The 26,976-nt window shown below is 57.1% G+C and carries 26 protein-coding genes; 18 read left to right on the top strand and 8 right to left on the bottom strand.

Features of this window, described 5'->3' with window-relative positions:
- Positions 1–3: 3 nt before the first annotated feature.
- The 7 genes from AC0IZS_RS32735 to AC0IZS_RS32705 form a co-directional block, all read right to left on the bottom strand.
- Positions 4–1,398 carry a secretion/conjugation apparatus DotM-related subunit gene (locus tag AC0IZS_RS32735; protein ID WP_305540591.1) on the bottom strand — a complete coding sequence of 465 codons (1,395 nt, stop codon included), beginning with the start codon at positions 1,396–1,398 and terminating at the stop codon, positions 4–6.
- Positions 1,398–1,913, bottom strand: a complete 516-nt coding sequence (locus AC0IZS_RS32730) for a hypothetical protein (protein WP_144267072.1) — start codon at positions 1,911–1,913, stop codon at positions 1,398–1,400. The genes AC0IZS_RS32735 and AC0IZS_RS32730 overlap by 1 nt, the downstream gene beginning before the upstream one ends.
- Positions 1,914–2,126: 213 nt before the next feature.
- Entirely contained in the window at positions 2,127–3,173 is a 1,047-nt protein-coding gene (parM, locus tag AC0IZS_RS32725) for a ParM/StbA family protein (RefSeq protein ID WP_305540586.1), read from the bottom strand.
- On the bottom strand, positions 3,173–3,430 hold the full coding sequence (gene icmT, locus AC0IZS_RS32720; protein WP_087865043.1) for an IcmT/TraK family protein: 258 nt from the start codon (positions 3,428–3,430) through the stop codon (positions 3,173–3,175). The genes parM and icmT overlap by 1 nt, the downstream gene beginning before the upstream one ends.
- A gap of 272 nt (positions 3,431–3,702) precedes the next feature.
- Positions 3,703–4,941 (bottom strand): ATPase, T2SS/T4P/T4SS family, encoded by a 1,239-nt coding sequence (locus AC0IZS_RS32715; protein WP_087865045.1) that lies wholly within the window; start codon positions 4,939–4,941, stop codon positions 3,703–3,705.
- A gap of 1 nt (position 4,942) precedes the next feature.
- The gene (locus tag AC0IZS_RS32710) at positions 4,943–5,851 is read right to left on the bottom strand and encodes a type IV secretory system conjugative DNA transfer family protein (protein WP_082576749.1); all 909 of its coding nucleotides are present in this window, start codon (positions 5,849–5,851) and stop codon (positions 4,943–4,945) included.
- 5 nt (positions 5,852–5,856) lie between these two features.
- Entirely contained in the window at positions 5,857–6,261 is a 405-nt protein-coding gene (locus AC0IZS_RS32705) for a DotD/TraH family lipoprotein (protein ID WP_172415251.1), read from the bottom strand.
- A gap of 1,009 nt (positions 6,262–7,270) precedes the next feature.
- Between AC0IZS_RS32705 and AC0IZS_RS32700 the strand changes: the two genes are divergently transcribed.
- From AC0IZS_RS32700 to AC0IZS_RS32615, 18 genes are all read left to right on the top strand, one after another.
- On the top strand, positions 7,271–8,410 hold the full coding sequence (locus AC0IZS_RS32700) for a site-specific integrase (protein ID WP_305540578.1): 1,140 nt from the start codon (positions 7,271–7,273) through the stop codon (positions 8,408–8,410).
- 518 nt (positions 8,411–8,928) lie between these two features.
- A complete protein-coding gene (locus AC0IZS_RS32695; protein ID WP_056639273.1) occupies positions 8,929–9,210 on the top strand; it encodes a hypothetical protein in 282 nt (93 codons plus the stop codon).
- On the top strand, positions 9,197–9,955 hold the full coding sequence (locus AC0IZS_RS32690; RefSeq protein ID WP_056639275.1) for a DotI/IcmL family type IV secretion protein: 759 nt from the start codon (positions 9,197–9,199) through the stop codon (positions 9,953–9,955). The genes AC0IZS_RS32695 and AC0IZS_RS32690 overlap by 14 nt, the downstream gene beginning before the upstream one ends.
- A 13-nt stretch (positions 9,956–9,968) precedes the next feature.
- Positions 9,969–11,099, top strand: coding sequence for a DotH/IcmK family type IV secretion protein (locus tag AC0IZS_RS32685; protein ID WP_216361028.1), 1,131 nt, complete (start codon positions 9,969–9,971; stop codon positions 11,097–11,099).
- 11 nt (positions 11,100–11,110) lie between these two features.
- Positions 11,111–12,805 (top strand): DotG/IcmE/VirB10 family type IV secretion system protein, encoded by a 1,695-nt coding sequence (locus AC0IZS_RS32680; protein WP_471639619.1) that lies wholly within the window; start codon positions 11,111–11,113, stop codon positions 12,803–12,805.
- Between the two features lie 17 nt (positions 12,806–12,822).
- On the top strand, positions 12,823–13,482 hold the full coding sequence (locus tag AC0IZS_RS32675) for a hypothetical protein (protein ID WP_305540570.1): 660 nt from the start codon (positions 12,823–12,825) through the stop codon (positions 13,480–13,482).
- A gap of 38 nt (positions 13,483–13,520) precedes the next feature.
- Positions 13,521–14,108: a type IV secretion protein DotIE gene (locus AC0IZS_RS32670; RefSeq protein ID WP_087864738.1), complete on the top strand. Its 588-nt coding sequence runs from the start codon at positions 13,521–13,523 to the stop codon at positions 14,106–14,108.
- Positions 14,109–14,151: 43 nt separating this feature from the next.
- Positions 14,152–14,544 (top strand): hypothetical protein, encoded by a 393-nt coding sequence (locus tag AC0IZS_RS32665; protein WP_216361026.1) that lies wholly within the window; start codon positions 14,152–14,154, stop codon positions 14,542–14,544.
- Positions 14,545–14,622: 78 nt separating this feature from the next.
- A complete protein-coding gene (locus tag AC0IZS_RS32660) occupies positions 14,623–15,342 on the top strand; it encodes an HNH endonuclease (protein ID WP_087864737.1) in 720 nt (239 codons plus the stop codon).
- 9 nt (positions 15,343–15,351) lie between these two features.
- Positions 15,352–16,539 (top strand): hypothetical protein, encoded by a 1,188-nt coding sequence (locus AC0IZS_RS32655; RefSeq protein WP_056639285.1) that lies wholly within the window; start codon positions 15,352–15,354, stop codon positions 16,537–16,539.
- A complete protein-coding gene (locus AC0IZS_RS32650; protein WP_087864736.1) occupies positions 16,536–16,733 on the top strand; it encodes a hypothetical protein in 198 nt (65 codons plus the stop codon). Before AC0IZS_RS32655 ends, AC0IZS_RS32650 begins: the two co-directional genes overlap by 4 nt.
- Entirely contained in the window at positions 16,717–19,779 is a 3,063-nt protein-coding gene (locus AC0IZS_RS32645) for an IcmB protein (protein WP_471639618.1), read from the top strand. Before AC0IZS_RS32650 ends, AC0IZS_RS32645 begins: the two co-directional genes overlap by 17 nt.
- A gap of 27 nt (positions 19,780–19,806) precedes the next feature.
- A complete protein-coding gene (locus tag AC0IZS_RS32640) occupies positions 19,807–22,557 on the top strand; it encodes a TraM recognition domain-containing protein (protein WP_305540557.1) in 2,751 nt (916 codons plus the stop codon).
- Positions 22,558–22,629: 72 nt separating this feature from the next.
- A complete protein-coding gene (locus tag AC0IZS_RS32635; RefSeq protein WP_305540555.1) occupies positions 22,630–23,226 on the top strand; it encodes a hypothetical protein in 597 nt (198 codons plus the stop codon).
- Between the two features lie 58 nt (positions 23,227–23,284).
- On the top strand, positions 23,285–23,752 hold the full coding sequence (locus AC0IZS_RS32630) for a transglycosylase SLT domain-containing protein (protein ID WP_305540552.1): 468 nt from the start codon (positions 23,285–23,287) through the stop codon (positions 23,750–23,752).
- Between the two features lie 15 nt (positions 23,753–23,767).
- The gene (locus AC0IZS_RS32625; protein ID WP_305540549.1) at positions 23,768–24,199 is read left to right on the top strand and encodes a single-stranded DNA-binding protein; all 432 of its coding nucleotides are present in this window, start codon (positions 23,768–23,770) and stop codon (positions 24,197–24,199) included.
- Positions 24,200–24,299: 100 nt separating this feature from the next.
- Positions 24,300–24,938, top strand: a complete 639-nt coding sequence (locus AC0IZS_RS32620) for a fused MFS/spermidine synthase (protein ID WP_305540546.1) — start codon at positions 24,300–24,302, stop codon at positions 24,936–24,938.
- Positions 24,928–25,569 carry a spermidine synthase gene (locus AC0IZS_RS32615; RefSeq protein ID WP_471639617.1) on the top strand — a complete coding sequence of 214 codons (642 nt, stop codon included), beginning with the start codon at positions 24,928–24,930 and terminating at the stop codon, positions 25,567–25,569. The genes AC0IZS_RS32620 and AC0IZS_RS32615 overlap by 11 nt, the downstream gene beginning before the upstream one ends.
- Positions 25,570–25,604: 35 nt before the next feature.
- On the opposite strand, the gene AC0IZS_RS32610 is transcribed toward AC0IZS_RS32615, so the two are convergent.
- Positions 25,605–26,894 (bottom strand): ISL3 family transposase, encoded by a 1,290-nt coding sequence (locus AC0IZS_RS32610; protein ID WP_023343400.1) that lies wholly within the window; start codon positions 26,892–26,894, stop codon positions 25,605–25,607.
- Between the last annotated feature and the right edge of the window lie 82 nt (positions 26,895–26,976).

Here is a 26,976-nt window from a genome sequence, read left to right as displayed (position 1 = left end):
CGACTAATTTTTGACAACCTTGGCGTTTTGGCGGTCATCAGGCGTTTCTGATTGGTCTTTTTGCTCGGTTAACTCGGGTGGTAGCGCTTCCGCGATTGACCGTGCCCCAGCCCGGTAAGCGTCACGATCCGATGGCCTGTAGCGGAAGGCGGTCAGGGCCATATCCAGGGCCGTAATTGCCTTGTCCAGTTGCGGTTCGATCAATGGGTTGTTGGACTTGATTTCGTACAAGTAGTGGACGTGGACCGCACTGCCCTCCACGTAGGCGCCTTGGCGACCGAAGTTCTGCAGCACATACCACAGCGTGCGATCAAAGAAGCGCATCCAGCGCATGTCTGCGGGCGGCAGCACGCCCAGGCTGCGCGCGGCGGTGAACATGGCAAACAGGATCGTCCGCACGTAGGCGTGCTTGCCCAGGATGGCCTGCATAGGCTTGCTCTCGATATGGCGTGCAATGACGGTGCGTGGCACCGTCAAATCAATCTGAGGTTGAAGCCATGCGAGTGGGTCTGTTGCGATACCAGCTTTGTCAGCCTTGTCGCTATCCTTTGGCGGTGGTTTGAACTGATCCCAGCACCAATTGACCATCTCGTTGGACTCGGCAAGACAGGCCTTGAAAGCAGCATCGTCCAGCGAGCCATCGGTGGCTGCTACGCGCGGGATGGCGATTGCGAGCAACAGCGTTTCTGCTGGTGTGAGGTTTGCAACCCCGGTCCAAACAGAGCCAAGTTGCTCTCGCAGCACACGCTCCGCTTTGGCTCTATCCAGCACCGGGGTGACAGAGCCATCTGCCTCTTCTATCCAGCCGTCTCCAGGCTCGCCGTTGTCCACGATAAGGCGATGGTGGTAGACGAACTGGCGCGAGGTTTGAGACATGCCCAAGACGGGGTGATCCAGGGGCGCCTCTATCAAGTCCAGCGCATCGAACATGCGCAGGTGGCGATAGAGCGGCTTTTTCTCGCGAACAAAGCTGTCCACGTTGAAGGTTTTAGAGAACCGATTGTTCGGATGCTTGGACTGGATGTTTGCGAAAATTTTGAACGCAAAAAGCATGATGAAGGGCAGCAAAATCACATTCACATAGAAGGCGAGATTGGTAATTTCCCTCCAGCTCATCGTGCTGAAATCGCGCGTGCAGCGCTCCAACAAGCCGCTTGCAGCACAGCCCTTGGCAAACCATTTGCTGACTGCAGCAGCGCCTGGAAGGCCTGTGGCTCCGATCATGTCGAGCCACCACAACTCCGCTCGGCGCACGTAGGTGTACGCCATCGAAAGCTCGGTATGAAACGCGAGCCAAGCAATGAAGATTGCGATCACCGACCCTGCAAGGAGGGCCAGGATCATCGTGAAATCGTCAACGCTGCGCCCGTTGCCGCTGCCGCTCGCACCACTGGCCATCAGTCACTCCCTTTTTCGTCGGAGGTAATTGGTTTGGGCTGAGTCGCACCGCCTACCAGCGAGTTCAAAGCGCCCCAGCGCGGTTTTGTAGCCGCTGGCTGCGCTTCGTGCGCCATCAGCGGTGCCGCCTTGTCGTCAGGCTGGGACGGCTCGCGCAGCGCCTCGGACGGCTGCGCAGGTGCCGTCACAACCGCCTGCACAGGAGCAGGTGGTTGTGCAGCGATCTGCGTTGTGCCGCCCTGCCCTTTGCGCAGGCCTCTGACCTTCAAAAATTCGGCCGCTTGCCGGAAATCATGTTGTGATTCCTGTGCGCCAAACAGCGCGGCAAGCGCTGTCGTCAGCGCCGCGTGGTCCTGCGTTTTTTCGCACAGGTCCAGCGCGAGCTTGTAGCCGAGCAGTGCGTAGTTGCGGAGCAACTCCGACTTCCGACCCTTCACCGTGCAACTCTCAAGCTCCTGCAACAGTTGCTGATCGTCTTCGGGTGAGAGATACATGCCATGGCGTTTAGGGCTCATGCGGTTGACCTCCACCTGGGTGTGTCACGGCAGTCGCCGCAGCGCTGCCATGACTGCTGTGGCTGGCCTTGAAGCCCGCCCGGATCAACGCACGCAACAGCTTTCCACTGTTGGATGTGTCGGTCTTCTGGAGATCGCTCTGCAAGTCGCTTTCGGCTTCGTAGCTGCCGTTCAAAGCCGTCGAAGCCCTAACCCACTTGCCTTCGCTCGCCATTAGGCCCCCACCACATGCTTGGCGAACTTGAGCATGCCACGCGCGTTGGCGAACACTGGTTCGTCTGGCACGCGAGCATGGGGAAAGTGTTTCAGCAGTTGCTCTTTCAGCACCAGTGCCCCACCACCGACGAAGAGCACATGATCGAGATCAGCGCCGCTGCCGACCTTCGTGCGGACTGCGCTCATGATCTGCTGCGTCAGGCGCTCCTTTTCGTCGTCAATGATTTTCTTCACGTCCTGCTCTTTGCCATACAAGCGGACGGTGCCTGTGGTCAATGCCTTTTCAATGGCCGAGGCCGGGAGCGCAGCGTCCAATTGCAGGTGTGCAAGCAGCTTTGCGCCAACGTTTTCCATGAGCTGCAGCACGCCCACATCGTTCGAGCCCGAACGGCTGGGGTCAACGACCATTCCAGGCAAGAGAACTGCGCAATCAGTTGTCTTGCCACCCACGTCAATGACGCCCACGGGCATCTCGGAGAGATTCTGGAAGTCACCCGAGGGGTTCCCGTCGAGGTCCATCAGTTGATCCACAAACGAGGCAACCGCTTCGGTTGTCACGGTGTTGGCAACGATCTTGGCAAGGGGGGTGTCGCCGTAGCTGACCCGCTTGCCCAGGTTGGCAACTTTGGCGTCGATCAGCGCTTGATTCTTCTCACCGTTTGCGAGGTAGTAGTAGCTGACGGGGAGGCCCGTAGTGATGCGCACGTTGCGGCCACCCAGGCCTGCGCGGCGCAGTGCGTCATGCACGAGCACACGGTTCAGCTCGGACTTGGGGTAGTCCATAAAGCGCGTGTCCTCGAACTTGGGGAGCTGAGCGCTCACCGTGAAGGTGCGGCCTTCTTCGGTGTCGTAGAACACGCCATCGTCGCTATCGCGTAGCGAAATCAGGTGTTTGCCTGCAGCGGCCCGCGAGGGGATCGAGAACGTTTGACCAGTCTCCAGAACGATTTTGATGGCGTAGTGACCATCATCCACGCCAACGAAGAGATCCTTATCGCTATTGTTTTCGCTCATTTGGGAGGTTTCCTTTTTTTTGGTTGCCATCATTGCCCCTTGAAAGGCCGCTCAACACGTATCGAATGACCCAGGAAAAACGTTTTTTTCGATTTGAGAAACGTCCTGAAATTCATTTTCTTGAATTGCACGTACAGCAAAAAAGCCGTCAATATCAATGCAATTGCGAGCGTGGACCAGCGCGGAAAGAGAATCAGCGCTAGCCACGGCACACTTGCCGACGCATTGATTATGAAAAATTTGGCTTCTCCAGAGACATTGCTCCAGTGATAACGCCCAGTTGACATAAATCCCCCTTCAATTTGTCAGCAACAAGAGTCGATACAAATACCCATGAACAAGTCCCAAGGGACCAGCTCATGGCACGTAGATGGCACTGCGCGCCATCGTGAGTGCAGTGTAGCACTCGCGGCACGTAGGCGACACCAAAACGACACCAATACAACACGCAAGCGGCCCGTGTGGCACGCAAACGACACCTAAACAACCCTATGCAGCACCTTCACAGCGCATTAGCGGCGCTTAAACGGCACCGATGCAACACGTAGGAGCGAGGTGCTCAGGACTCCTGACTAGCCAGGATCGCCTTTAGCTGTTGCTCCTTCTGCGGTGGGAAGATGCTTTCAGCGACAGCTTTGGTGATCCGCCCCTCGGCGAGCAGCGTGCTGGCTTCCTTGCGGAAGGAGTGCCCTTTCTCTTCAACGATTCTGGCGATCACGCTGGTAATCTTTCCCATCTGGTCCAGCTCGGCCAATTCGTCGCGAATTTCGTCGTTGAACTTCAAGTATTCACGTACAGCGATCAATTTTCCATCAATGCCTTTTACAAGGCGCTGCGCCATTATCATCCGCGCAGTATCAACAATGTCGTAAATAGCGGTAGCACGCTCGTTTGATGGAAAACGCGATATGAGTCTTCGCATTACCGATGGCACATCAGTAGCATGCACCGTGGCAAAAACTGGATGCCCAGTAAGAGATAGCTCCACACCGGCACGAATGGTTTCTTCGTCACGCATTTCGCCAACCAGTACAAGTCCTGGCTTTCTGCGCATCGCTTCGCGATTGGCTGCGTAGAAATCCTTGAAGTGCTGTGGCACCTCAGACTGCACGATGATTGAATGCTGGCTGTTGATTTGGTCGTATGTGAACTCAATTGGTTCTTCATGCGTCAACAGATTGCCCTTGATGGGTGTGTCGTTTTCCAGGATGTAGCGGATGATGGCCGCGAAAGTGGTGGTCTTGCCTGATCCGGTAGCTCCGGCGATGTAGACCAGTCCGCTCTCGGGGATGCAATCGCGCACAAGCGTCTCTGGCAACCCGATTTTGTAGAACGGTATTGGCTCGTTTGGGATTGAGCGCAGCACGATCTGGCCAGACGTGCCACCTGGGTTGAGAATCGGGGAAATGTTGACGCGGTAGCCGTAGCGCAGCTTTGCGCCACGGGCGTCTCTCTCAGTTGGCGAGAAAAGCTCGTACCGAGCATTGACCGGGACTCCTGAAAGTATGTCCGTTTCAGCGGTGTCCCGGTTGCTCGTCCACTTAATCATGTACATGACCTCGCTCTCATCGAGAGTGCTGGGCGTTAGAGCCATGAGGTCGCCGTTGATCCGTGCACAGATCGGCAACCCAGGCTGGATGTACACGTCACTGGCATTGTGTGCCTGAGCTTCGAGCATCACGCCTTTCAAGTGCTCCGGCACGATGAAGCGCTGTGGGGGCACGAAGTCGGTAAGGCGAGCAGCGCGTGGCAGCAAGCCACCGGCCTCCACCCGCAGCTTGCCCACGGGCTCGCTCATATCAGACACCTGCGGCACCCTGCCCTTCGCCATCCTGGCCGTGGGGCAGCGTGCGCCGTTCAGGAGCTGGCGGCTGTGCTGGATCGGGCGTGGGGTTGAACTTTGGCGAAATCCGGCGCATGGACTGCGTAGGCTGCGCTGGAATAGGAGGCACGATCTCTGAGGTCTTTACAGACGCACGCCATTTGTCAATGGCGGGGTTGAATTCAGGCAAGGTCGTGATGCGCAGAAGCGTTTCATCGACAGCAATGGTTTCATTCTGCTGTGCCGAATATGCCCATGTCTGCGTCGCAATGGCGGGCATCGTGATTTTGTTCTGCAGCACGAATGTGTGGAACCGGATCATTCCAGTCAAGTCCCGGTTCAGGCGGTCGAGCCCATATTGCAGCATGACGTTCGCTTGGTCGATACCCTGCTGCCAACCTTTCCCGATGTATTCACGCCAAAGCTGGCGCTCATAATCTGTTTTTGGCCGCATATTGCCAGATGCCACATCATCATCTTTGTCTGCATTGCCGAACCAAAGGTAATCACGCCAGTTCGGAGGTACTGACGAGAATCGCGGCTGTTGGTCGATTTTGTAAGAGGCACCAGATAAACGCAGAGCGTATGCGCCGTCTTGGTTATACAAATCACGGGCTTCGGTGATAACTGCGGGTACGACCCGATCCCGAATCATCAGATTGCCGAAATCGTAAACCGTATCCAGCTCACGCGATTTTCTTTCGATCACGCCATTGATGTGGGCGAGCTGTTTTCGCAATCCACCCTTGACTCCAATGCCCAAAGCGGCTTCTTTGAGGGCTTCGATTTTGATACTGGATGAAGAATCATCGGCGGATCGAACCATTGCAGGGCGGTCATATTGCGCCTGCAATTGCTCAAGGGACACAGGAATATCAGCAGCCATAGCGCTTAGCCTCCCTTTGTTTGATTCTGTTCGCTGTCGCGGTTCTTGTACTCAATGGTGAGTGACTTGCCGGGACGATTCAGAACGAGATCAGCCGCGAGGTGCATCTGATTGCCGATATTTCGGAGAACTGAATCAGGTGTGACCCCTTTCATGCGGATATTGATAGGACGCAATTCAGCGGGACGACCTGTCTCGCTGAATGCCATGCCATAGCGCGAAGCGAGGGATTGCACCAGCTCGCGTGGATTACCGATGTAGTCCACGTCAATGGTGTCAGTGTCAAATGCGGCCTGCCGTTTTTGGACAGTCGAATAGTCCTCGGCGAGCAGCGCCGCGTAATCGCGCTGAGCGCCTGCTGCAATCGCAGCTTTCTCGGCAATCAGCTTGGACGCAAAGTCCTCGTCCATGGGCGCGGGGGGAGTGGCGCAGCCCAACAGCGTGAACGCCACGGCCAGACTCGCACATGCAGTCAATCTCAATCCCATTGCAGACTCCTTCAAAAAGTGAAACGACGATAAAACGACAAACTGTGATGTTGTGGCGTGCTTGGAGCGCACTTTCGCACGCGGGGATCATACCCCGCCAAGGCAAAAGAAGCATCCCCAAGTTCATGAATTCGAGCGCAAAAATGCGTTCTCTAGCACCAAAACGACACGCAAACGGTCCTCTTCTGGCTCTTATACGGCACCAATGCGGCACCTATCTGGCGCCTCTTGCGCTATGTACCCGCCTGAAATTGGCGGCAAACAGCACGGATGCGACACGCTCACGGCGCAGATGCGGTGCGTAAATGGCACTCAAGCGCCCCAATCTGGCACCATTGCGGCACGCATGCTGCAGTTGTTGCCTGTCCTCTGGTCGCAGGCAGCGCGAGGTTCTGGTCACAGAAGCCCACATGGGCGTTACTCCGCGTGTTTTTGCCGCGAAATTTGGACTGTCCGTCTGTGCCCCTTGTCCATGCTGCAATACATCCGCATAATTGCGGAAATCCGTAGGCATGGGCTTCATTCTGGGCACTTTTGAGGGGTCGTTTGTGCTGCGATACATCCATTTTTTGGCGGCGATACATCCAAGATTTGGCGGAGTAACGCCCATCTGTGACCAAGCCGACCAATCTGCGACCATGCTTTTCCCCTTCTGCCGCCGAAACACCGATGATCTGGAACCCCCGTCTGTTACCGGAGCCCGCGTGCCGGGACTCCTGGGGGCGTGTTTTCTGGTTCCGAAGCACACGTTTCTGGTCACAGGATGCGCGTAGATCTGCGCCCTTTCGGCGAGCTGGTGCCAGGCCCTGCGCCAGGTCTGGACGGTCTGCTGAGCTGGTGCCGAACTGGAGGTTTTGCCCTGTGCCACCCTGCCCTCTTTTGATCTGCATCCGCAAAATACCTACTTTTGTGAGCTAAATAAATAATTGCTATGTACGAAAATTCGATAACAGGAGGAACGCGGGCGCTTGATCTGCTTTCTCGTATTGGTGCTGAGGAACGAGTGGGTCAATCACTGTCTGCAGATACCATTGTTCTGTATTCGAGAAAGATAAGACAAGCCGCCAGCCGAGTGGCTGGCGGCGAAATTTCAAGATTAACTCCTGAGATGCTCGTGCGCGATCTTTCGGATCGCGTGGACAACAGCCAAATTACCCGAGCCACAGCGCGCCTTGAAAAGGCCGCTGCTTTATTTTGGATTGCGTCGGAAGCGCAATCACTTATGGATTCGGGTGCTTTAGTTATTGACCGTTATGAGTCTGCATACAGAGATATTCAGTTTCTAGGGACGAGCGCACTTCCAAAAAAATCGGGCATGACTTCAAGTCCAAATTTGAAGGCTTTTCCCGATGAGGCAGTAGAAATTCTTTCTAAGGCTGCAATTGATGACAGGAGCTTGAATCTCTTGCACGGATTGTTGTTTATTCGGGCGAACCTCGTGGTTGGCTTGCGGCCAATTGAATGGCTAAATGCGGCGCTCATCAAGCATCAAAAGACAGATCCATTGGGTGAGTTTGTTATCGGTAGAGATGGCGAGATTGAAACCTGTACTGCGTTGCGGGTATATAACGCCAAGCAATCCGCTGAAAGGGCTAATGGAGAGCATCGAATAATCATGCTTGAAAACCTGACAGAGCAAAATCTTTCCTATATCAGAAAGTGGCTTGCTGCAATCAAGGAGTTGTACACGCCTGAGATTTCTAGGTTGTCTTATGGAGACAAGACAAAAAAGATTTATGACTCTTTGCAGAGAGCGATACGCCGAACGCTTCTAAGTAAAGGGTGGGAAGGAAGCGTTCCGTCTATTTACGGGACGCGCCATCAAGCTGTTGCAAATGCAAAAGCAGATGGTCAGGACCGCCGTCAGATTGCTGCCTTGTTTGGGCATTCAAGCGAGGAGACAGCGCACAGGCATTACGCACGGAAGTTTTCGGGCTATACCGGGCGCAGCATGCGCGCTGCGAGGGAGTCCCTGCTGGCCGTGCGCTACACGCAGGTGCAGGCGCCCCAGGACGTTGCGCAGTGGAGTGAGCCATCGCCCCGCCCAGGCCCCCAGCCAGATAAAAGTTGACTCAAAAGCACGACCGTGCTTTGCGCCTGCACACTTGCACGCGCAGTTGCAATTGTTAAATTTCGCAACATTGCGTCGATACGCATTTTGTAATCATGTGACACGCATGCGACACGGGAGCGGCACGTAGGCGGCGCCCAACTGGCTCCCATGCAGCACTCATGCGGCACTCAGGAGGGGCGGTTGCACCTTATGTATACCGCAACGGCTCCAATGCGACACCTACGCGGCTCATAAACGTCGCAGATGCGGCGCAGACGCGGCACGTACACGGCGCGCTCAACTGGCCCTGAAATCCATCCTTTTGTTGCTCCTTCCCAGTGGGCGAGACGGTGCGCAGCGTTCTGCTGATCTGAGTCCAGTGATTGATCGTTGGAATGCTTCAGAATGTTGCATAAAGGTATGTCTCCAATGTCATAAGGGAGTGCATTGCAACAGCAACATACGCAGAAATCGCAAAATTGCGTGATTGCGGATTTTGAAATGGCTTGTAGAATGCGGCCCAACGAGAGGTATTCATGCGTCTGCACAGCGTTCGGGGTTGGCTTTCGGGCCAGACGAGTTGGGGGGTCAGTGATGGAAGTTCGGACGTGCGCACATTGCGCCGTCTGAATCGCTTTTACGACCGCGCAGCCGTCTATGGGGAGGTGGCAGTAGTGGTGCTGGTCTTGGGCCTCATGGGCTCGTGTGCTTGGCTCCTTACGGAAACCAGTTATGAGGACGTGATCTTTTGGGACGCGACCGATCACATTTGCGTGCTGGACAGCCGCACCGGAGAGATTCGCTATGGCAAAAACTGAGAACACAAAACCGGACAACGGCAAGGATCAGCTTGAGGGGCGTCAGCTTGACGACGCGATCCTTGCTCAGATCGCCAACGACAAGACCCCTGGTGAAGCTGCTGCAGTGCTGCGCGAAGTCGCGCGTCTGCACCAAGAAAACATCACTCTCAAAAAACGCAATGTGAGGGTCTGGGGATTGGCGCTCACGTTGGGTGCGACCTTTGCGGTGTCGGTGAGTTCGGCACTGTTTCTGTTCCCAAAGTACCGCTACATCCCCACGACTGACAACAGGGCGCTGTGTGCAGTCAGCAGTGACGCGCAAGTGCGCGTCACTCCCGCTGCTCTGACTGAGTACGCCAAAGACACTGTGGTTGAGGCCTACACCTACGACTACGTGAACTACCGGCCCGCGATCAACGATGTTGCCACGAAGCGTTTCACAGATGCTGGACGCAAGCAGTACCTCGCCTCGCTCCAAGAAAGCGGCAATCTTGAGCGTGTCATCAAGGGGCGTCTTGTCCTTCGCACGATGGCGACACGCACGCCGCAGATCGAGGAAGAGGGCCGTCGCGGCACCAAGCGCTACTGGGTGGCAATCGTGCCCGTGGCTATCGAGTTCTTTTCGGGTGGTGAGAGCCAGCCACGATCACGCCAGGACTTCCTGGCCCATGTGACGATTCTTGAGCAAGAAGCCAGCGCAGTGAACTTGAAGGGTATCGCTGTCGATTCCCTGGTGCTGTCCCCAATCGCAAGTCAACGTTGAAGGCATGTAGGGAATGATGATGAAAGCAGCTTTTTCTTCTGTCGCAACGGCTGTTGCGGCGCTCCTGTTGCACGGCGCAGCCGCTGCGCAACAGGGACCAATAACGCCTGCTCCCCAGCAGGCACCGCAGGTGTTGGCGCCAGCCTCATCTGCAGCAGAGTCGGCGCCTGCGGCGGCGGCATCTGCTGCTGTGCCGGTTGCACCCGCTCCTGCAGCATCACCTCGCGAAGCTGCGCCACCAAACAGACTGGGGCAGCAGGTTAATGCTCCTGTTCCTATCGTGATGCCAGCGGGCACTGTCAACTCAACTGCTGATGGTCCCAGCGTGGTGTATCCACCTGCTGAGGCCATTGTGGAGCGGGCCGTTCGCCAGATCGAAAACATGCAGCTCACGCCCGAGCAGGTTGAGCGCTTGAAGTCCATCTACATCGAACGCCAGCAGCAGCGTTCGATGCCTTATCTGAACCCCGCAAAGCCGGTGACTCGCACATTGCTTGTGAATCTCGATCCAGGCGTCGCACCACCCACACTGCGCTTGTCTCGTGGGCAGCAGACAAGCCTTGTGTTTTCGGATGTGAGCGGCCAGCCATGGATGATCGAAAAGGTCAGCATGAATCGTCAACTGTTCAGTGATGGCCGTGTCATTGGAGCGGGGCAGGGCGGGCAGGGCGGGCAGGCCGAAACGCCGACGAACGTGCTGAGCATCGAAGCGCTCACGCCAGCAGCCTATGGCAACGTGACGGTCACGCTGCGCGGCCAATCGACACCAGTGATTTTTGTCCTGACAACTGGTCAAGCAGAGGTTGATATGCGCGTAGATGCCAAGGTGCCGGGGCGCAATCCTGATGCCGAGGCTGAGGTGTCTATGCAAGCTGCTCCAGGGCTGGACAACGCTATGCCGTACTTCCTTGATGGCGTGCCTCCTGCGAGCGCGAAGCGTTTGCGGGTGACTGGCTTGGACGGCGCCGAGGCCTGGGTCTATGACCGCAACCTGTATGTCAAAGCTCGCGCTAACGCCCAGTATCCAGCGTACTTCGCTGCAGCTCGCAGCACCAGCGGAGTGTCCGTGTACCGCTATGTCGGTGTGCCAAAAGCTGCGACGTTCACCATCGGTGGACGTGCACAAACGGCTTTCTTTGAGTGAGGTAGCAGCAGATGAGCGACGCAAACAACAACGGTACGGGCGCTAACCCCGATGCAGTAGCAGAAGACCAGGGATTCAGCCCTGAACCTGCTGTGAACCCACAAGCAAATGGTGCCGCGCGCAAGGCTGATGCCGATGTGAGGCGGCGCAACCTGCGTGCCACTTTTGGCTCTGGCCCAGGCAAACTTGCGCTGATCGCTGCGGCGGTTGTCGTAGTGGTTTTTGGTGTGCTTGCAGCGACGAATATGCGTGATGCACCAGTGGTTGGAAGCAAGGCCCAGGTGGACGCTCCTACGTCTCCACAAAATCGCGTTTCGACCAACGCGGTGACGCCCGAAGAAGCTACTCGCCGCGCAGAGCAGTCGCGCCGCGAGGCCGAGGAAGCACAAAACAAAGGGGGGAGCTACCAGCCCGGTTTTGACTACAACATCGGTGCCAGCTCCAAGCAGGAATCCCCTGGAGCACCTGCCAAGTTCGCGGGCTTTGCAACCCCCGAAGAAGAGGCTGCTCGTGCCCAGGCCAACGGGAGCGCACGCAGCATGCAGGCACAGCCCATGCCTTCGGGCGCAGCGCCACAGCAGCAGACGCCGCAACAGCAAGCGGAGCAGCAACGCCGCGACCAAGAGTTGCAACGTGCTGCAGCGAAGCTGGAAACGGATCAGAAGCAGGCGGAAGGTGATCGCGATAAATATGTTGAATCTGTCTCGCAAGAAATCGTGAAACAGATCGGCGGCATGTTTGCCTCCCAAGGCAGTGACAGCCTCAACAATTTGGGGGCCTACACCCAGTCCACCTACTACGTGGCCCCCGCTCGTGGTGCAAGCAGCGGAGCCGCTGCAAGCGCAATGCGCGCGGCGTCCCGCAAGCCAACGATCAAGGCTGGGAACACTATGTTCGCTACCCTTGATTCGGAAGCCAACACTGACGATGGGCGCACTGTCCTTGCAACCGTTCGCAGTGGTCCATGGAAGGGCGCCAAGCTGATCGGCATGATTGAGCAGAGCTACAACAACATCTCGCTCACCTTCATGACTTTGGCCCCCCAGGACGAGCGCAGCACCATGCGCATTCGTGCAGTGGCATTGCGTGAGCAGGATGCCAAGATGGGCATGGCAGAGAAGATCGACCACCACACGCTCAGCCGCTATTCGTCGCTTGCAGCGGCAGCGTTGCTCCAAGGCGCAGGCCGTGTGTATCAGCAGCCAGTGGGGACAACTGTGTCCACCCCAGGCGGCATCATCACGACCAATGAGATGCCTCGTGACCGGCAAGTGATTGGCTCTGCTGTCGGTGAGATGGGGTCTGCAATTGGCGCCGAAATTCGGCGTCGCGGCTTCAATCAGCCCAGCACGTACTCAACACCCGCTGAGACGGGCTTCGTGCTCTATTTCTTAGAGGACGTGTTGCCTGCAAATAGTGATGAGCAACAGCAACAGCAACAGCAACAACCGCAGCAATTGACTGCCCAGCAGTTGGCCCAACAGTTGGCCCAGCAGCAGGCGCTCCAACAGTCCGGTGGGCAGGGGAATGCAGTCAACGCCCCCACCCCCGTGGGGTTCCCGCAGGCAGGGCAGGGCACCTTCAATCCCGGTTATGGAACTACCCCATACGGCTACGCCCCAGGCGGCACTGGAGCGGCACCGAGCCAGTACCAGGGCACCGGCTATGACAACAGGTATCGCGGTCCTTTGAACAGCAACTATTGAACGCAAAGCGAGAAATCATGGCAATCAATCTCAAAAAAATGTCGTTCGGCCAACTGGTCGGGATCGCCGCCGCCGTCTTTGTCGTCGTGATGGTGATCGCTGGCGCGCTCATCTCGGCGTCTGGCAAACCCGAGAAGGCGGTAAGAAGCCGCCCAGCTCAATTTGAATCGCCAGTCAATGGCGTATCGGTCGAGCTGGAGCAGCTTCGCTTGGAGGTCAAGGCGCTGCGTGAGAAGGTCGATTCCAATGCACAAAGTGCACAAGCCGCTTTTTCGCAAATGGCCTCGGCGGTTGACCAGCAGAACAAGAATCTCACAACGCTGGACAACAACATTCAAGTGACTGCAAGCCGCGTAGGCAATCTGGAGAAAGCCCGCATTGGCACGCGGATCAACGTTGTGAAGCCCGAAGAGCAAGACTCTCGCCCCACGCGCAGTGAGCGCATTGCGGCTGCGGAGCGTTCGGCTGAGCGTCGTGCATCCAAGGACAAGTCGATGCAACTCACTGGCGGCGATTCGAAGGTTCTGGCTTCGGTCGGGAATCGTGCATGGATTCGCAATGGCAACGACGAGTGGAGCGTTAGCGAGGGCGAGACGATCCCTCTGGACGGTGCTCTTGTCATCAAGCGTGTAGCGCCCAATGGGCAGGTACTTGTCGATGTTCAGGCCAAACGCTGAGAGCCGTTTTGCGCACGTCATTTCTGGAGCACTGAACCATGGGCACCGGCTTCCCCGATCTACTCGATTTGCTCGTCAATGCAGGCAAAGTCGCCCCTGCATTGCTGATGATGATCCAAGGCATCGCAGCCTTGGTTGGTCTGTATCTCGTCGGCTCTGCCTTGGTCGAGCTGTGGGGGGTGTCTCATGACAACGCGCTGAAGTACGTTGCTGGCCGTCAGCGCTTTTCGACTGGATCGGCGCTGATCTCTCTGCTGGTTGGTGCGCTCTTGAGCGCGCTGTCCACCCTCAATTTGATGGGCATCATGTCCCGCACTGTGTCGGATGACTATGTGGCGTCGCGGATCATGCCAACGGACATGGCGTACAGCGCTGGTGGATCGCTGGCGGACAAGGGGGCCGTCGCCACCATCGCGCTGCTGTCGATCATGCAAGTCGTGGGCTTCATCGCTATGTTCAAAGCCCTTATGACTGTCAATCGCTACTACAACAACGAGCAGGCCCATATGGGCTCAGCCTTTGGCTGGGCTCTCGGCGGCGTGCTCTGCTGGAACTTCAAGTGGTTTGCCGATGTAGTCAACAACACACTGGGTTTCAACATCATCTCGATGTTCACCCCGTTCTGATCTCGTTCCCTAATTTTTACTTTTTTACAACCGGAGTTCACTCATGAAAGCAGCTTTCCTCAATCTCGCAGCCATCGCTCGCTACAAGGCATATCTCGCCTGCTCGTTGGTCGTCGCATTTTTCAGCGGCACGCTGGCTCTCCCTGCGCACGCAATCAGCAAGACCGACCTGACTCAGGACATTTCTGGTGGCAAGAAGTTTGACGACATTGCAGGCAACATCGACGGTGCCGCGCAGACTGGCGCATCTCTGCTGATCCAGCTCGTGGCAATCGGCGGTTTCGTGGTCGTGGCCATCTCGCTGTACACCCTCTGGAAGGCGTCCAAGGATGAGCGCGAAAAGCCACTCTCGGCTGTCGTGGGTCTGTTCATCGGTGGTGCGATGGCGGGCGTTGGCACCATCATGTGGATGATGCGTAACACCGTTACGGGCTAATCCGAACCAGCGGCCCAGGTGCTATCACTGGGCCGCAGTCACAGCTCAATCACCGCATCACGGACGAATATGGGAAGCATGGAACTGATACCGCCTACGAGGCCCGAGGCCTTCCTGACGCGGTTCGCGAATTTGCCGGTGTTGAGCGTCAAGCGCAAGCAGTGGCGCATGGAGCAGTCTGAGCATGACCGCAATGAGGCGGATGCCGTGTTTCTGGAAGTGCGCAAAAAAGTGCTCGACCGCGATGGTCGGCGCTGCTGGTTCTGCGGGTTTGCCAGCACAGCGAACCAAGAGGTCCATCACCTTGATGATGACCACACGAACAACCGCGAATCGAACCTCGTGACGATTTGCAATATTGACCATCTCTGCTTTCACCTGGGCTTGGCCGCGATGCGCGGCGCGATGTTCCTGGCAGTGGTGCCTGAATTGACCCAAGCTGAGATCACGAATCTGATGCGCATCTACCACTGCGCAATGGCAGTGGGTAACGAGGATGTGCAGTCGCGGCTCAAGGGTCTGTATGCGATCTTCGAGAGCCGTTCTGTAGACATTTTCAAGCGCGTTTTTGAAGCCGACTTCTCCAACGGCCATGAGATTGCGGTGGGCCTGTCCAAGCTCGACGATGCAGCGTTTGCGCTGCGCAACAAAACGCTCGATGGGCTTCGCGTGATTCCAACGGAAGCCGCGTTTCGTGACGGCCAAATTGCCGGTTACCTCACGCGAACACACAGCCAGTATTTGGATATGAATCACTGGCCTGCGTTGCTCGACACGCTGCGCCCGCAGCACGTCTGAGCCAGTCGTATGCGCATTGGAGCCATAGTATTTGACCCCAGCTCGGTGATGGGGTCGGGGGATCGCTCAGTCGTCTCCCTGACAGCCGGGTGGGCCTCCATCGGTGGCACAACCGCGCGCCGCATTCAAGGTATCTCGGAGCTGCCCAACGATGTGATCTGGCTGACAAACCTCGGCTACTCGGCATTCCTTGCTGCCAAGTTGAATATGCATGCCAATTTCCGCAATGACAGTTGGCTGCGAACTTCCTTCGAGCAGATAGCCACGGAGTTTGGCCTGGGCCGCAACACCGGCAAGGCCAAGGACACAGCAGAGGCTCTGTCCCTGATTGCGCATCGCGTGGTGGCTTACTCCTGTCGGGAGTTGAATGTGAAGGTCCAGAGCCATGGCCGTCTCAATGACGACTACGCGACCACCATGGGGTTAGATCGCTGCCGCATCCCCGAGGTGCACTACTCCACCTTCGAGACGATTGCGGGGCATCCAAGCGTCTCCGTGATACAGCCCGTGAGCTTTGGCCGAGGCACCACCAGCAGCGCCACGCTTCGCTGCAATCGCCTGGGTTATGCGCGACGCATGCTCGCCCAAAAGGTGCCACCCGATACAGGCTGGGTGTTGGCAAAGCAAAAGCTGTCAGAAGCCGAGCTGGAGAACATGGAGCAGCCATTCATGGTTCGCTGCCGTATCACCAACGTGAAGCCGATCATGGCCGAGGCCCTGTCCTGGGGCAGCGGTTCCAAGTCCATTCGCGAGTGGTTGACTGATGTTGAGTGGCGCGTTGTGCGCCAGTACGCGGATGTGGAGCTGCGGGCCGCAATGATCTGCGAGCAGGGCTATGAAAGCCTTGGTAGCTATGCGGAGAAGCTGCCACAAGGGGCAATGGACGAGCTGTCCTACAGCCTCGGTCTTGTGGCCGAGCAGGTTTGGACAGCACTGATGAACAAGCAGCCGCGAGTGGGACGGATCACTGGCTTCACCGCGCGTGCGGCCTGGATGCGTGCCATCGACCGCATGCAAATGTTTGACTATGCCCAGCGCATGCAGTCACGCCGGGGCGTGAACCTGATTGCCTACGGCATGGGCAATGTCGTTGTGCGGGTGCCCGAGGGTGGCATCAAGCACATCCTCGACGTTGCAATGGATGTGGGCTTGATGCCGCCCATGGCTAGTTTCATTGAAGCCAGGGAGTCGGCATGAGCCAGGGCGAGCAGGGCAAGAGTGGGCTGTACCAGATCGAAGCGGTGTTGCGCTCGCATGCAAGCGTGGTGCAAATGCTGGAGCTGGACGGGATTTTGGTGGACAGGGAGTCGGATGAGGCTGTGCGTACCGCGCAGGCTCATGGCTTTATCGAGCAGTTTGTCGAAAGGGTGAGTCATGCTGGAAAAATTTGAGTCGGTGATTGTCTCCATCTTGGAGTCGGTGAAAATGAGCGTGCAGGACTATTGCGACATTGAGACGGTGGACGAGGGCCGGAGCCTTGTCACCTCTGATGGCAGCTTTGCGACCATCGTTCGTTTTCATGGCAGCAAGGGCATTTTGGGTGAGGATCAGTTCCGGCAGTTGCTGTCGCTCGTCACGGGGTCGCTTGGCATCTTCTTGGACCATCGGGGGCACCAGCTTCAAGCGATCTTCCGCCGTGACCTCGATGGCCGTGAGGCCCTGGTGAGCAATGCAGAGCAGCAGCACGCTACGGCCAAGCGCCTGTCTCTGGCTGTTCACGACCTGATTGATGAGACTGTGGATCGCTATGGCGACTACGTTTACGACGAAGAGTGCTATCTGGTGTTCTGGTCCCGCCCGTCGCTGCTGGACCCCATCGAGGGCAAGATTTTTCAGGAACAGGTCAACACGTTTCGCAAGGAAAGCGGATGGCCCGCCACTCGTGATGCGCAGAACCTGTTGCGGCCTATTTCATTCTTGCGTGATCGGCACAATGCCTACGTGACCAAGGTCGTGACGGACCTGTGCTCGCCGGAGTTCAATTGCCACGCTGAAATTCTCAACGCCGCAGACGCTTTGCGCGCAGTGCGCTCCAGCGTGTATCCAGACATAAGCGGCCCAGGCTGGGAGCCCGCGCTGCCAGGGAAGAAGATTCCATTCCGTTGGAAGGACAACGCGAGGCACGAGGACTACAGCGAGTTCTTGTATCCGCGCATCGCTGAGCAGGTGATGACAGCCTCTGCGGACATTGGGACGATCTCGAATCCACAGATCCCTGACCCGACCACCATTCGTGTTGGCACCCGCATTTATGCGCCGCTGTTCGTCAGCGCCCCACCGCGCGAGCCCAAGTTCTTCAACCACCTGTTCTCGGCGCTCAATCGTTCCGACACACAGGAAAACGGGCGCTCGCGGTCAATGCCCTACACCCTGTCCGTGATGATCGAAGGCGATGGCCTGCAGGGCACAGGATTCAAGCAGCTTTTCGCGAACCTGCTGGGCTTCACCTCTGAGATCAATCGCAACATCAACCTTGCGCTTCGCGATCTGCAGGAGCGCAAGCGCGATGGCGAGACGATTGTGAAGTTGCGGATTGCGGCCATGACCTGGGCTGACTACACGCCAGAAGGCGTGCGTGAGCTGCGGTTGCGCAAGTCCAAGGTGCTCCGCGCGCTCGAAGGGTGGGGCAAGTCGTCGGTCACTGAGCGCACTGGGTACGTCATGGATGCCTTTCAGACGTGCTGCGTGGGCCTCTCGCCTAAGCACTACGCTCCCGCGTGCCCTGCGCCCCTGTATGAGGCGCTGGGACTCTTGCCGCTGACCCGCCCCGCATCGCCTTTTGCGCGTGGCTCCATCATCTTCCGCAGCCGCGATGGCAAGGTGCTCAACTACCAGCGCTTCGCATCGGAACAAACCACATGGATCACGCTGATCGCTGGGCGCCCAGGCTATGGCAAGTCGGTGCTGATGAACTCCAATAACTTCGAGTCCTGCCTGTTGCCCGGTATCCAGCGCCTTCCGTTTGTGGGCATCATCGACATTGGTATCTCGTCGGCTGGATTCATTGATCTGGTGCAGGATGCGCTGCCAGAGAACATGCGGCACCTTGCGGTCTACAAGCGACTGCAGAACAACGAGCGGGACTGCATCAACACCATGGACACGCCGCTCACGAAGCGTGAGCCGCTGCCTCGTGGACGTGAATTTCTCAAGAACTTCATGACGGCCCTGGTTACGCCGCCCGAGCGTGATGGCAGGGCCTTTGAAGGCATGTCCACGTTCGTCGGTCGAATCATCGACCTTGCATACATGCGCAAGTCGGATCGGCTGGAGAAGGCTCAACCGAATCGCTATCGACCTGGGCACCATCGGTTGCTCGATGAGGCTGTGCAAAAGCTGGGCATCACCATCATGCCCGCCACCAGCTACTGGGAGCTTGTGGATGCGTTTTTCAAGGCTGAGCAGTATTACGAGGCTGAAATCGCCCAGCGGTACGCTGTTCCCACGTTGTCTGACCTCGCAGCAGTTGCCAGCTCCGAAGAGGTCAAGTCTGAGTACGGTACGACGAAGACAGAAGGCGGTCGCGATCTGATCCCCACGTTTGTTACTGGGGTGCGTGAAGCTGTCGGTGACTTTCCTGTGTTCGCCAGTTACACGAAGTTCGACCTGGGAGCTGCGCGCGTCGTTTCACTGGACTTGCAAGACGTGGCGATGCTGGGCTCTGCGGCTGCGCAGAAACAGACCTCGCTCATGTTCATGATCGCCCGCGAGTCGTTCATGAAAAAGGTGGCCTATTCGCGTGAAGACCTGCCGTTCTTCGAGGCGTATGCCCGTCCGTACTTCACCAAGATGGTCAACGAGATCGTTGACGAAAACAAGGTGCTGTGCATGGATGAATTTCACAAGACGGGCGGGCATCCGATCCTGCGTCAGCAAGTGCTGACCGATGCGCGTGAGGCTCGGAAGTGGAATATGGAGATCGTTCTTGCCAGCCAGCTTATGGAAGACTTTGGCGACCTCTGCAAGGTTGCGACCACGCAGTTCATCATGGACTCAGGGACCGAGCAGACGCGCCGTTGGATGCGCGAGAACATCGGCTTGTCGCCCGTCGAAGAGCAGGGGTTGGTCAACTTTGTGCACGGCCCTAATGCCGATGGCGGCACCTTCCTGGCGAAGTTTGAGACGAAGAGTTCCCCCTTTTCGCAGTTGTTCACGCTGACGCCGGGGCCGATGCGGCTGTGGGCGCTCTCTACGACCGCCGAGGATCGCAAGCTGCGGATGATGCTCTATGAGGCAATGCCTCGTGATGCAGCACGCAAGCTGCTCGCCAAACGCTTTCCGTCCGGCTCGTGCAAGAAGCTCGTAGAGCGGCGCAAGCAAGAGCAGTTCGCGGATGCCGATTTTGTGGACGAAGCGATGGAAAGTTCTGTGATCGAGAAGATCGCCAAAGAGTTGTTGGCGGAATGGTTCGAGTCACCTGCGCACGCGCTGGGTTGAATGCTGCTGTAGGCGAAGGGGTTACGAATGGTTCAGTACAGGGGTGCTTCGCGCAAGCATGAGGTAAGGGCTTCTCGACGCCGTAAAGACACGCGGCTCGCGGGTCAGAAAATCTCGGAATTCTTTTCGTCACCCGATGGCGGCGCGATCTTCCTGTTGATTGTGGTGGGCCTGTCTGTGGCATTCGCCATCGTCAAGCCTCTTCCCTTCGCAGGGGAGTTTGCGCTGCTCATCCTCTGGTTGTTCTGGCGGATGTACGGCAACGTGGACGGGCGAGCATTCGACTTCCCCTATCGCATGCCCATTGAGTCGAAGCTGCGCGATGGCTCCACGCTCAAGGGCAAAGGCCTTGGCTCTGGCATCACGATGCTGGGCAACGATCTTGAGACGCGCGAGCAAATCTACGCTGGCGACAGTGACTTGCGCACCCACCAGCTCGTGCTGGGCACCACGGGCTCTGGCAAGACCGAATACTTGTTGGGCCTCGTCTTCAACGCCCTGGTGCAGAACACGGGGTTCATCTACACGGACGGCAAGGGCGATCCCGCCCTGCAGAAAAACATCTTCAAGCTGGCCCGCCGTGTTGGCCGTGAGGATGACCTGCTCATCATCAACTTCATCACCTCTGGCCGCGACTTCGTTGAAAAGCAGTACGACAAAGTGACGAACAACATGAACATGATGGGGAATACCTCATCGGGCATGTTGATTGAGTTGATCGTGGCCCTGATGGACGATTCCGGTGGTGGCGGTGATATGTGGAAGGGCCGAGCAATCAGCTTTGTGGCTGCGCTAACTCGCCCCCTCGTTTTCTTGCGCGACAAGGGGTACATCAATCTGGCGCCGGAAAGTTACCTCGAATACTTCGAGCTGAACGCTATCGAGGAACTGGTGTGGGAGCACAAGGGCAAGTACGGTGAGACGTTCGATGTGGTGTGCGCACCGCTGCGCTCGTACCTCCTGACGCTGCCCGGATACCAGAAAAACAAGATCAAGAAGCAGGAGACGAAAACGCTTGAGCAGCATGGCTTCATCGTCATGCAGCTCACCCGGATTTTCAATGACCTTACTTTCAACTACGGCCACATTTTCAAGACGAAGGTGGGCGACGTTGATTTCTACGATGTGGTGATTAACCGGCGCCTGCTGGTGGTGCTGCTGCCCGCGCTGGAGCGGGCGCCAGACTCCATGCGCATGCTCGGCAAGATGATCGTGGGCTCCATCAAGCAGATGATGGCCGGGTGCCTGGGCAATCGCGTGGAGGGCCTGGTCCGAGAGATCATTGATTCCCGGCCCACCAATGCCGCTGTGCCGTTCTACACCATCCTTGACGAGTACGGCTATTACGCCGTGATCGGCTTCGCCGTGGCACCTGCTCAGGCTCGTTCGCTTGGCTTCTCCGTGATCTTCGCCGCGCAGGACTTTTCCTCGCTCAAGAAGTCCTCCGCAGAAGAAGCCGATGCGACCTGGGAAAACACCAACATCCGTGCCATCGGCCGCATCACCTCCGGGCAAGAGAGTGAGACGTGGAAGCGGGTGCAAGGTGCTGCGGGTGAGGCAGATGAAGCTCGCATGTCTGGCTTCGAGCGCAAGTCCGGGGCGGTCAATGAGGTGTTTCGTCAGCAAGACAACATCACCATCGAGCGGCGCAATCGGCTCGACTACGACGATCTTGCGATGCAGGAGAACGGCGAGTTCACGTTCCTGATCGGCAAGAAAGAGCGGGGAGGGCAGAGCGGGGGGGTGCGTGTCATCCGGGGGATGGGCTTCTACACGGGTGGTGGCAAGACGCCCAAGGAAATGCGCATCAATGACTTCCTGCCTATTCAGGCACCGGAGCCAGCCGATCTGCCGCAGAACCGCAAGGCGGTGAAGCTGCTGCAAGGCGCCTTGAGCGACGGATCACTCGGTGTCATGTTGGTCCAGGCCGTGGAGGCTGACCCCATCTTGACCTCGATGCGAAATCTGTTTGCGCACAACTACGTGACGCCGGATTCCACGCGGCTCAGCCGCCCTGATGCGGCGGCTGCGGTGATGCATTGGTTCTTGTCCCGCAAGGGTAACGAGCTGGTTGGTGCAGTGGGTAGCAAGGCGCCTGCAGTTGCTGCAGCGCCGGTGACGGCGCCTGCTACGGCGCGTTCTGACCTACCCGAGGTGCCGGAGACTCCCGAAGCACCAGAGTTCCTGCAGGAGGCGCCTGAGTTCCCATCGGATGCCGATGGCGCCCAGGAGGCCGCTGGTGCCTCCGAGGCGGCGCGGGGCCAGCCGAGCTTGCGCAGCCGCTTGCTGGAGGTCTGTGAGGCTCTGAATGCTGATCCTGCGGCCTTTCCAGCCGCTACGGGATCTGCACCTGCAGCCGATGATGACGAGATCAGTCTGAATGACGACTATGTGTCCACGAGCATCGTTCTTACGCAGAGCGAAGCGAACGCCTTCAAGGAGCGGGCGCTGCCACTTTTGCGCCAACACCTGATGCTGGCCGGTGCCGTGGATGCACCCCAGACCGAGGAAGACTTCGACGCCGAGCTTTCAGTGGGCGATGAAGCGCTGCTCAAAGACATTGAGATGCTGGGCCGGGGTCAGCCCTATGAGAGCCTGGATGCGAAGTGGCAGGCCGAGCAAGAGGTGTTGGCCACGCGCAAGGCAATCATCAAACAGACCGCCTACATCGACCCTCCAATGCCCGCCAAGATGGACGTGCACGAGGCCCAGGAGCGCCTGTCCAAGCTGGACGCCTTCTGTGGTGCGCTCATGAAAAAGACCTTGAAAGATGATTGATGCGATGCCGGTCTTCTGTTCAAATAAGCGTAACGACTGTTTTTTGAACATTGCTATATATCTGGCGTCAACATGAGCATTTTTGGAAAAGCTAAAGGCGCTGCAAAGTACGTCTTTGTCAAGATACCGGCTGGCGTTTTGGGTGTGAACACCCTTCGGCAGAACAACCAGACCATCAAGGCGCTGTATGACACGCTGACCAACCCCCTGTGCCCGCATTGTTCTGGTGGGGTGATGCGGGTGCAGGGAGCGCAGGAGGGCGACAACACCGAGATGGCCTATACCTGGGCCTGCACCAAGTGTGATTTCATGCTTCTGGGCGGGCGGGACAAGAGCACTGTGACCCCGACCCTCATGGCGATCCGTGAAGAGCAGTCGCTCACGTTATTTGACGGGTTAAGCACTGAGGAGCGTGCGTCGGTTGTGAAGTCGCACACCCTGAGTTCGCGGATATTCCTGGGCGCTGCGGTTGTCTTTTTCCTGGGCTTTTGCTGGATGCTGTTGCAGGGCTCAAGCCTTCTGCTGTCGATCAATTGGGCTGCACTGGCCCTGTGCATGTTCGTGCTCTTCCTAAAAAAGAGCTACCGGGCATGGCAAGTGGAAAACGGCGTTCTTTACGTCAAAGGCGCTTTCAAGTCGTGGTTCAACAATGAGAAGTGGTTTCGCTAAAGCCCTGGCAGGGCTGGCCGCGTGCGCGAGCGCTTTGACGGTCGTGGGCGCGGCGGCTATGCCAGTGCTCAACGTCAATGATCCCCAGCACCGTGTCGGCCCTGCAGACATTCCTTGCGTGATCCAAGCGGCGATGCGCCAGGGCGTCCCTGCGAATGTCCTACTGGCACTGGCCTCGGTCGAGGGTGGGAAGAATGGGCAATTCGTGCGCAACACGAACGGCACCGACGACCTGGGCCACTTCCAGATCAACACCATGCATTTCGACACCCAATCGGGTGTGTTTCGGCACGTCAGCAAGACCGATGCGGCATGGCGCGGTTGCTACAACGCCGAGCTGGCCGCGTGGTTCCTCCGGCAGCGGCTGGATGCCCCTGGCAATCACGACTACTGGGTGCGTGTCGCCACCTACCACTCGGCCACGGCTCAATACAACACGATCTACCGGCGCAAGCTGGTGCCACTTGCGGCGCGCTGGGGGCGTTGGCTGATGGCGAATTACCCCACACAGGTTTCTACTCACTGACAAAAGGAAGTCGCAATGTCTCGAATTCAAAATAGCTTTCAAGTTACTGGCCGCTTAGCAACTGACGTTGAGATCGTTAACCCAGATAGCCAACACCCTGTTGGACGTGTGAATCTGGGTATCGAGAACGGCTACAAGGATCGCCAGTCGGGTGAGTGGGTCGATCAAACGTTGTGGGCTGAAATTACGTTCTTTCAGGCCAATCATATTGAGCGGCTGCAGAAGTATTCTGGCAAGGGAGCCGAGATAACGGTGCGCGGGCGGTTGGATAAGAACGTGTGGGAAAGCAAGACGCGCACAAACGGTGATGGCACCCCCGCAATGGATTCCAAACTGGTGCTTATCGCTACAGAGCTGCGACTTCATGGCCGTCCGAAGGGCCAGGAGGGTGGAGCGCAATTACCTGCGGGTGGTTATGACGATACGGATGACCAAATTCCTTACTAAGCGGCACTTTTTTAGAAGCTAAAAAGCCGTGGCGATAATTTAGCGTGGTTTTAATGGGGCGCTGTGAAAGCGCCCTTTTTATTTTCGATTGACGGTGTATATGGCGAATATGGCGAGTAATGCAGGCGCGCATGCGGCGCGAATAACTACATACATCGTGGTTGCATGGAGCGGGTTCTTCGTTCTTTCTGTCGAACTTCTTAGTTCAAGGCTTCTAGCGCCTTATTTCGGCTCTAGCATATTCGTATGGGGAGGTATTCTCACGACCTATATGCTTGCCTTGTCTTTTGGTTATTTACTGGGTGGGGTTTTCTCTACCCGGCAACCTAGGCTCTGGAAGTTGGCTGCATTGCTGGCTGCAGAAGCCCTGTTGACACTGCCAGTAATTGAAGCAGAGCCATTGCTTGAGGCGATTTCCATTGCCTTCCCCGATCCACGGTGGGGCAGCATCATCTCCAGCATGTGCCTCTTTGCAATTCCAACAGTCATCTCCGGCATGGTGAGCCCGTACTGCATCCGGCTGTTGGTGCGCGGCATTGGTAGTAGCGGTCGCGAGGCTGGGCTGGTGTACTTCGTGAGCACCATTGGCTCTGCCGCAGGCACGATAGGCACCGGCTTTTTTCTGGTGCTGGTCTTCGATGTGTACCGCCTGATCGCCATGCTTGCTGTTATCTCGTTGCTCGTGGCCGCTGTAGCAGCAAGCCTGTCGTACCAACTGCGTATCCGCAATGATGATTAAAACCCTGGTCGCAGGCGCGCTGGCCCTGCTGGCGGCGGTGGACGCCCAGGCGCAAGTCTTTGGGGCGACAAAGCCCATTTGGGTGCAGCGGTCGATGTACCGCAACATCATCGTCCTCGACGGGCCTACACACAGGTGCCTGACCTTTGGGCGCCGCAGCGCGAGGCAGAGCTGCATGGAGAAGGATGCTCCGGCGACAAAATTGGTTTTTGGTTATACGCAGAGGATGTTTGATGCTCTGCAATATGTGCCAAACGTCAAGCGTGTTTTGGTGATCGGTATTGGCGGGGGAAGTATTCCCATGGCTATCCGAGAAAAATATCCCGATGTGATGGTCGATGCTGTTGAGCTGGATCAGGAGGTGATAAATGTCGCAGAGCGGTTTTTCAATTTCAAGCCTAATAATGAACTTCTGAGAGTCTTCGCAGAAGATGGAAGAGTTCATATTAGGAGGGCAATTCGTGATGGTGTTAAGTTTGATGTGGTGATGCTTGATGCATTTGATAAAGACTACATACCCGAGCACATGGCGACGGCTGAGTTTCTTACGCAAGTGAAGAGTGCGTTAACGCCTAACGGCATTCTCATGTCGAACACCTATAAGAAAAGGGTATCCGGATTTAATGGTTGATGGGGCTCCTTCACCCCACCAACCTTATACCACCCTCAGATGGTTGATAGATCGACCCCGTAATTGAGTTCCTCTGCGAAATCCGACAGTCCGTAACAGATGGTTTTCTTGTAGAATGGAGAGACCTTCGCAGTTGAGGCCTTCTTCTTGTGCTTCGTGGTGTAGAGCATTCGTGCCCGCATCACCTCGAAGGAGTAACCACGCCCTTCACGGTTCTTGTCCTTGGCCAGTCGGTTGATGGATTCCGTGTAAGCATTGGTGACGGGCATATCCGTCTCGAAGTAGGTCATGATCTCTTCGCGCCAGTTGCCCACCGCTCTGACCAGATCGCTCCAGATTTCCTTCTGGCCTTTCGGGACGGTGGCTATCCACTCGTCCAGGGCGGCTTCTGCCTGGGAGCGCGTGATGGCATCCCAGATGCCGTAGAAGTGCTCCTTGTGCTCGTAGGCGGCCAGCAGTTGCGGGAATGCGCCTGTCCAGGTCTCCATGATCAGCCGCTCTCGGTCTGAGACTTCGTGAGCGCGTTTCAGCAGGATTTTCCGGTCTCCCTTGAGGGTTCGGCTCTGGGAGGGTTTCAGCTCCTTTCTTAGGCCCTTGCGCACCTTCTCCAAGGCATCATTGGCCATGCGCACCACATGGAATTTATCGACCACGATACGGGCCTGTGGTAGCACCGTCTTGACCGCCGTACGGTAGGGGTTCCACATGTCCATGCTGACGATCTCGACCTTCTGCCGGTCTTTCAGCTTCATCAGGTAGTTGGTCACCAAGTCCTGCCGGCGGGTGGTCAGCAGGTCGAGCAGGGTTCTCTCCTCGATGTTGGTCAGAATGCAGCGGTAGCGCTTGTTCAGGTACAGCTCGTCTATACCCAGAATGCGAGGCGTCTCGAATCGGTGCCAGCGCCCCAGGAACTCGGCGCGAGCGCTGAAGATGTCGCGTACCGTCTTCTCGTCCAGGCCAGTCTGCGCCGCCACGAAGGTGTAGGGGTGGTTGAAGGATTCTTTCTCCACGTACTCATGCAGCCGCCGCGTCATGCGGAAGCCGTCCACCATCTCCGGTAGCTGGGGCCTGAAGGAGGTCTTGCAGGCCCGGCAGGTGTACCGGCGACGAACCACCCAGAGGGTGACCCGCTTGCCGTGGATGGGCAAATCACGATAAGGAACATCACGCTTGCCGAACCGCACGATTTCACCCTGCACGCCACATTTCTCGCACGCGATGGGATCGGGTGCGTCCACCTGGAAGTGCATTTCGTCGTCTGTCGACTTGGAGTCCCTGACCTCATAATTTGAGAGGTTAATAAGGCCAGTAACGAGACCCATCATTAATAACCTCGATGTCAGGCGCTGGATAGTTTCATTAACACCAACCCTGAAACAATGAGGATCGCAGCAATGATTCTCGCTG

It is taken from the genome of Acidovorax sp. AC410 (assembly GCF_979253235.1).
Note: the sequence above shows the minus strand (reverse complement) of the source record. Positions and strands in the feature narration are given on the sequence as shown.

What these genes read in the sequence shown, in the direction of transcription:
- AC0IZS_RS32695 (WP_056639273.1), top strand. Translation starts at nt 8,929, where the DNA reads ATGCGTCTGCACAGCGTTCGGGGTTGGCTTTCGGGCCAGACGAGTTGG.
- AC0IZS_RS32635 (WP_305540555.1), top strand. Translation starts at nt 22,630, where the DNA reads ATGAGCATTTTTGGAAAAGCTAAAGGCGCTGCAAAGTACGTCTTTGTC.
- AC0IZS_RS32700 (WP_305540578.1), top strand. Translation starts at nt 7,271, where the DNA reads ATGTACGAAAATTCGATAACAGGAGGAACGCGGGCGCTTGATCTGCTT.
- AC0IZS_RS32650 (WP_087864736.1), top strand. Translation starts at nt 16,536, where the DNA reads ATGAGCCAGGGCGAGCAGGGCAAGAGTGGGCTGTACCAGATCGAAGCG.
- parM (WP_305540586.1), bottom strand. Translation starts at nt 3,173, where the DNA reads ATGGCAACCAAAAAAAAGGAAACCTCCCAAATGAGCGAAAACAATAGC.
- AC0IZS_RS32610 (WP_023343400.1), bottom strand. Translation starts at nt 26,894, where the DNA reads ATGATGGGTCTCGTTACTGGCCTTATTAACCTCTCAAATTATGAGGTC.
- AC0IZS_RS32705 (WP_172415251.1), bottom strand. Translation starts at nt 6,261, where the DNA reads ATGGACGAGGACTTTGCGTCCAAGCTGATTGCCGAGAAAGCTGCGATT.
- AC0IZS_RS32655 (WP_056639285.1), top strand. Translation starts at nt 15,352, where the DNA reads ATGCGCATTGGAGCCATAGTATTTGACCCCAGCTCGGTGATGGGGTCG.
- AC0IZS_RS32665 (WP_216361026.1), top strand. Translation starts at nt 14,152, where the DNA reads ATGAAAGCAGCTTTCCTCAATCTCGCAGCCATCGCTCGCTACAAGGCA.
- AC0IZS_RS32735 (WP_305540591.1), bottom strand. Translation starts at nt 1,398, where the DNA reads ATGGCCAGTGGTGCGAGCGGCAGCGGCAACGGGCGCAGCGTTGACGAT.
- AC0IZS_RS32640 (WP_305540557.1), top strand. Translation starts at nt 19,807, where the DNA reads ATGGTTCAGTACAGGGGTGCTTCGCGCAAGCATGAGGTAAGGGCTTCT.
- AC0IZS_RS32730 (WP_144267072.1), bottom strand. Translation starts at nt 1,913, where the DNA reads ATGAGCCCTAAACGCCATGGCATGTATCTCTCACCCGAAGACGATCAG.
- AC0IZS_RS32715 (WP_087865045.1), bottom strand. Translation starts at nt 4,941, where the DNA reads ATGAGCGAGCCCGTGGGCAAGCTGCGGGTGGAGGCCGGTGGCTTGCTG.
- AC0IZS_RS32615 (WP_471639617.1), top strand. Translation starts at nt 24,928, where the DNA reads ATGATGATTAAAACCCTGGTCGCAGGCGCGCTGGCCCTGCTGGCGGCG.
- AC0IZS_RS32630 (WP_305540552.1), top strand. Translation starts at nt 23,285, where the DNA reads ATGCCAGTGCTCAACGTCAATGATCCCCAGCACCGTGTCGGCCCTGCA.
- AC0IZS_RS32685 (WP_216361028.1), top strand. Translation starts at nt 9,969, where the DNA reads ATGATGATGAAAGCAGCTTTTTCTTCTGTCGCAACGGCTGTTGCGGCG.
- AC0IZS_RS32675 (WP_305540570.1), top strand. Translation starts at nt 12,823, where the DNA reads ATGGCAATCAATCTCAAAAAAATGTCGTTCGGCCAACTGGTCGGGATC.
- AC0IZS_RS32660 (WP_087864737.1), top strand. Translation starts at nt 14,623, where the DNA reads ATGGAACTGATACCGCCTACGAGGCCCGAGGCCTTCCTGACGCGGTTC.
- AC0IZS_RS32625 (WP_305540549.1), top strand. Translation starts at nt 23,768, where the DNA reads ATGTCTCGAATTCAAAATAGCTTTCAAGTTACTGGCCGCTTAGCAACT.
- AC0IZS_RS32645 (WP_471639618.1), top strand. Translation starts at nt 16,717, where the DNA reads ATGCTGGAAAAATTTGAGTCGGTGATTGTCTCCATCTTGGAGTCGGTG.
- AC0IZS_RS32690 (WP_056639275.1), top strand. Translation starts at nt 9,197, where the DNA reads ATGGCAAAAACTGAGAACACAAAACCGGACAACGGCAAGGATCAGCTT.
- icmT (WP_087865043.1), bottom strand. Translation starts at nt 3,430, where the DNA reads ATGTCAACTGGGCGTTATCACTGGAGCAATGTCTCTGGAGAAGCCAAA.
- AC0IZS_RS32680 (WP_471639619.1), top strand. Translation starts at nt 11,111, where the DNA reads ATGAGCGACGCAAACAACAACGGTACGGGCGCTAACCCCGATGCAGTA.
- AC0IZS_RS32670 (WP_087864738.1), top strand. Translation starts at nt 13,521, where the DNA reads ATGGGCACCGGCTTCCCCGATCTACTCGATTTGCTCGTCAATGCAGGC.
- AC0IZS_RS32620 (WP_305540546.1), top strand. Translation starts at nt 24,300, where the DNA reads ATGGCGAATATGGCGAGTAATGCAGGCGCGCATGCGGCGCGAATAACT.
- AC0IZS_RS32710 (WP_082576749.1), bottom strand. Translation starts at nt 5,851, where the DNA reads ATGGCTGCTGATATTCCTGTGTCCCTTGAGCAATTGCAGGCGCAATAT.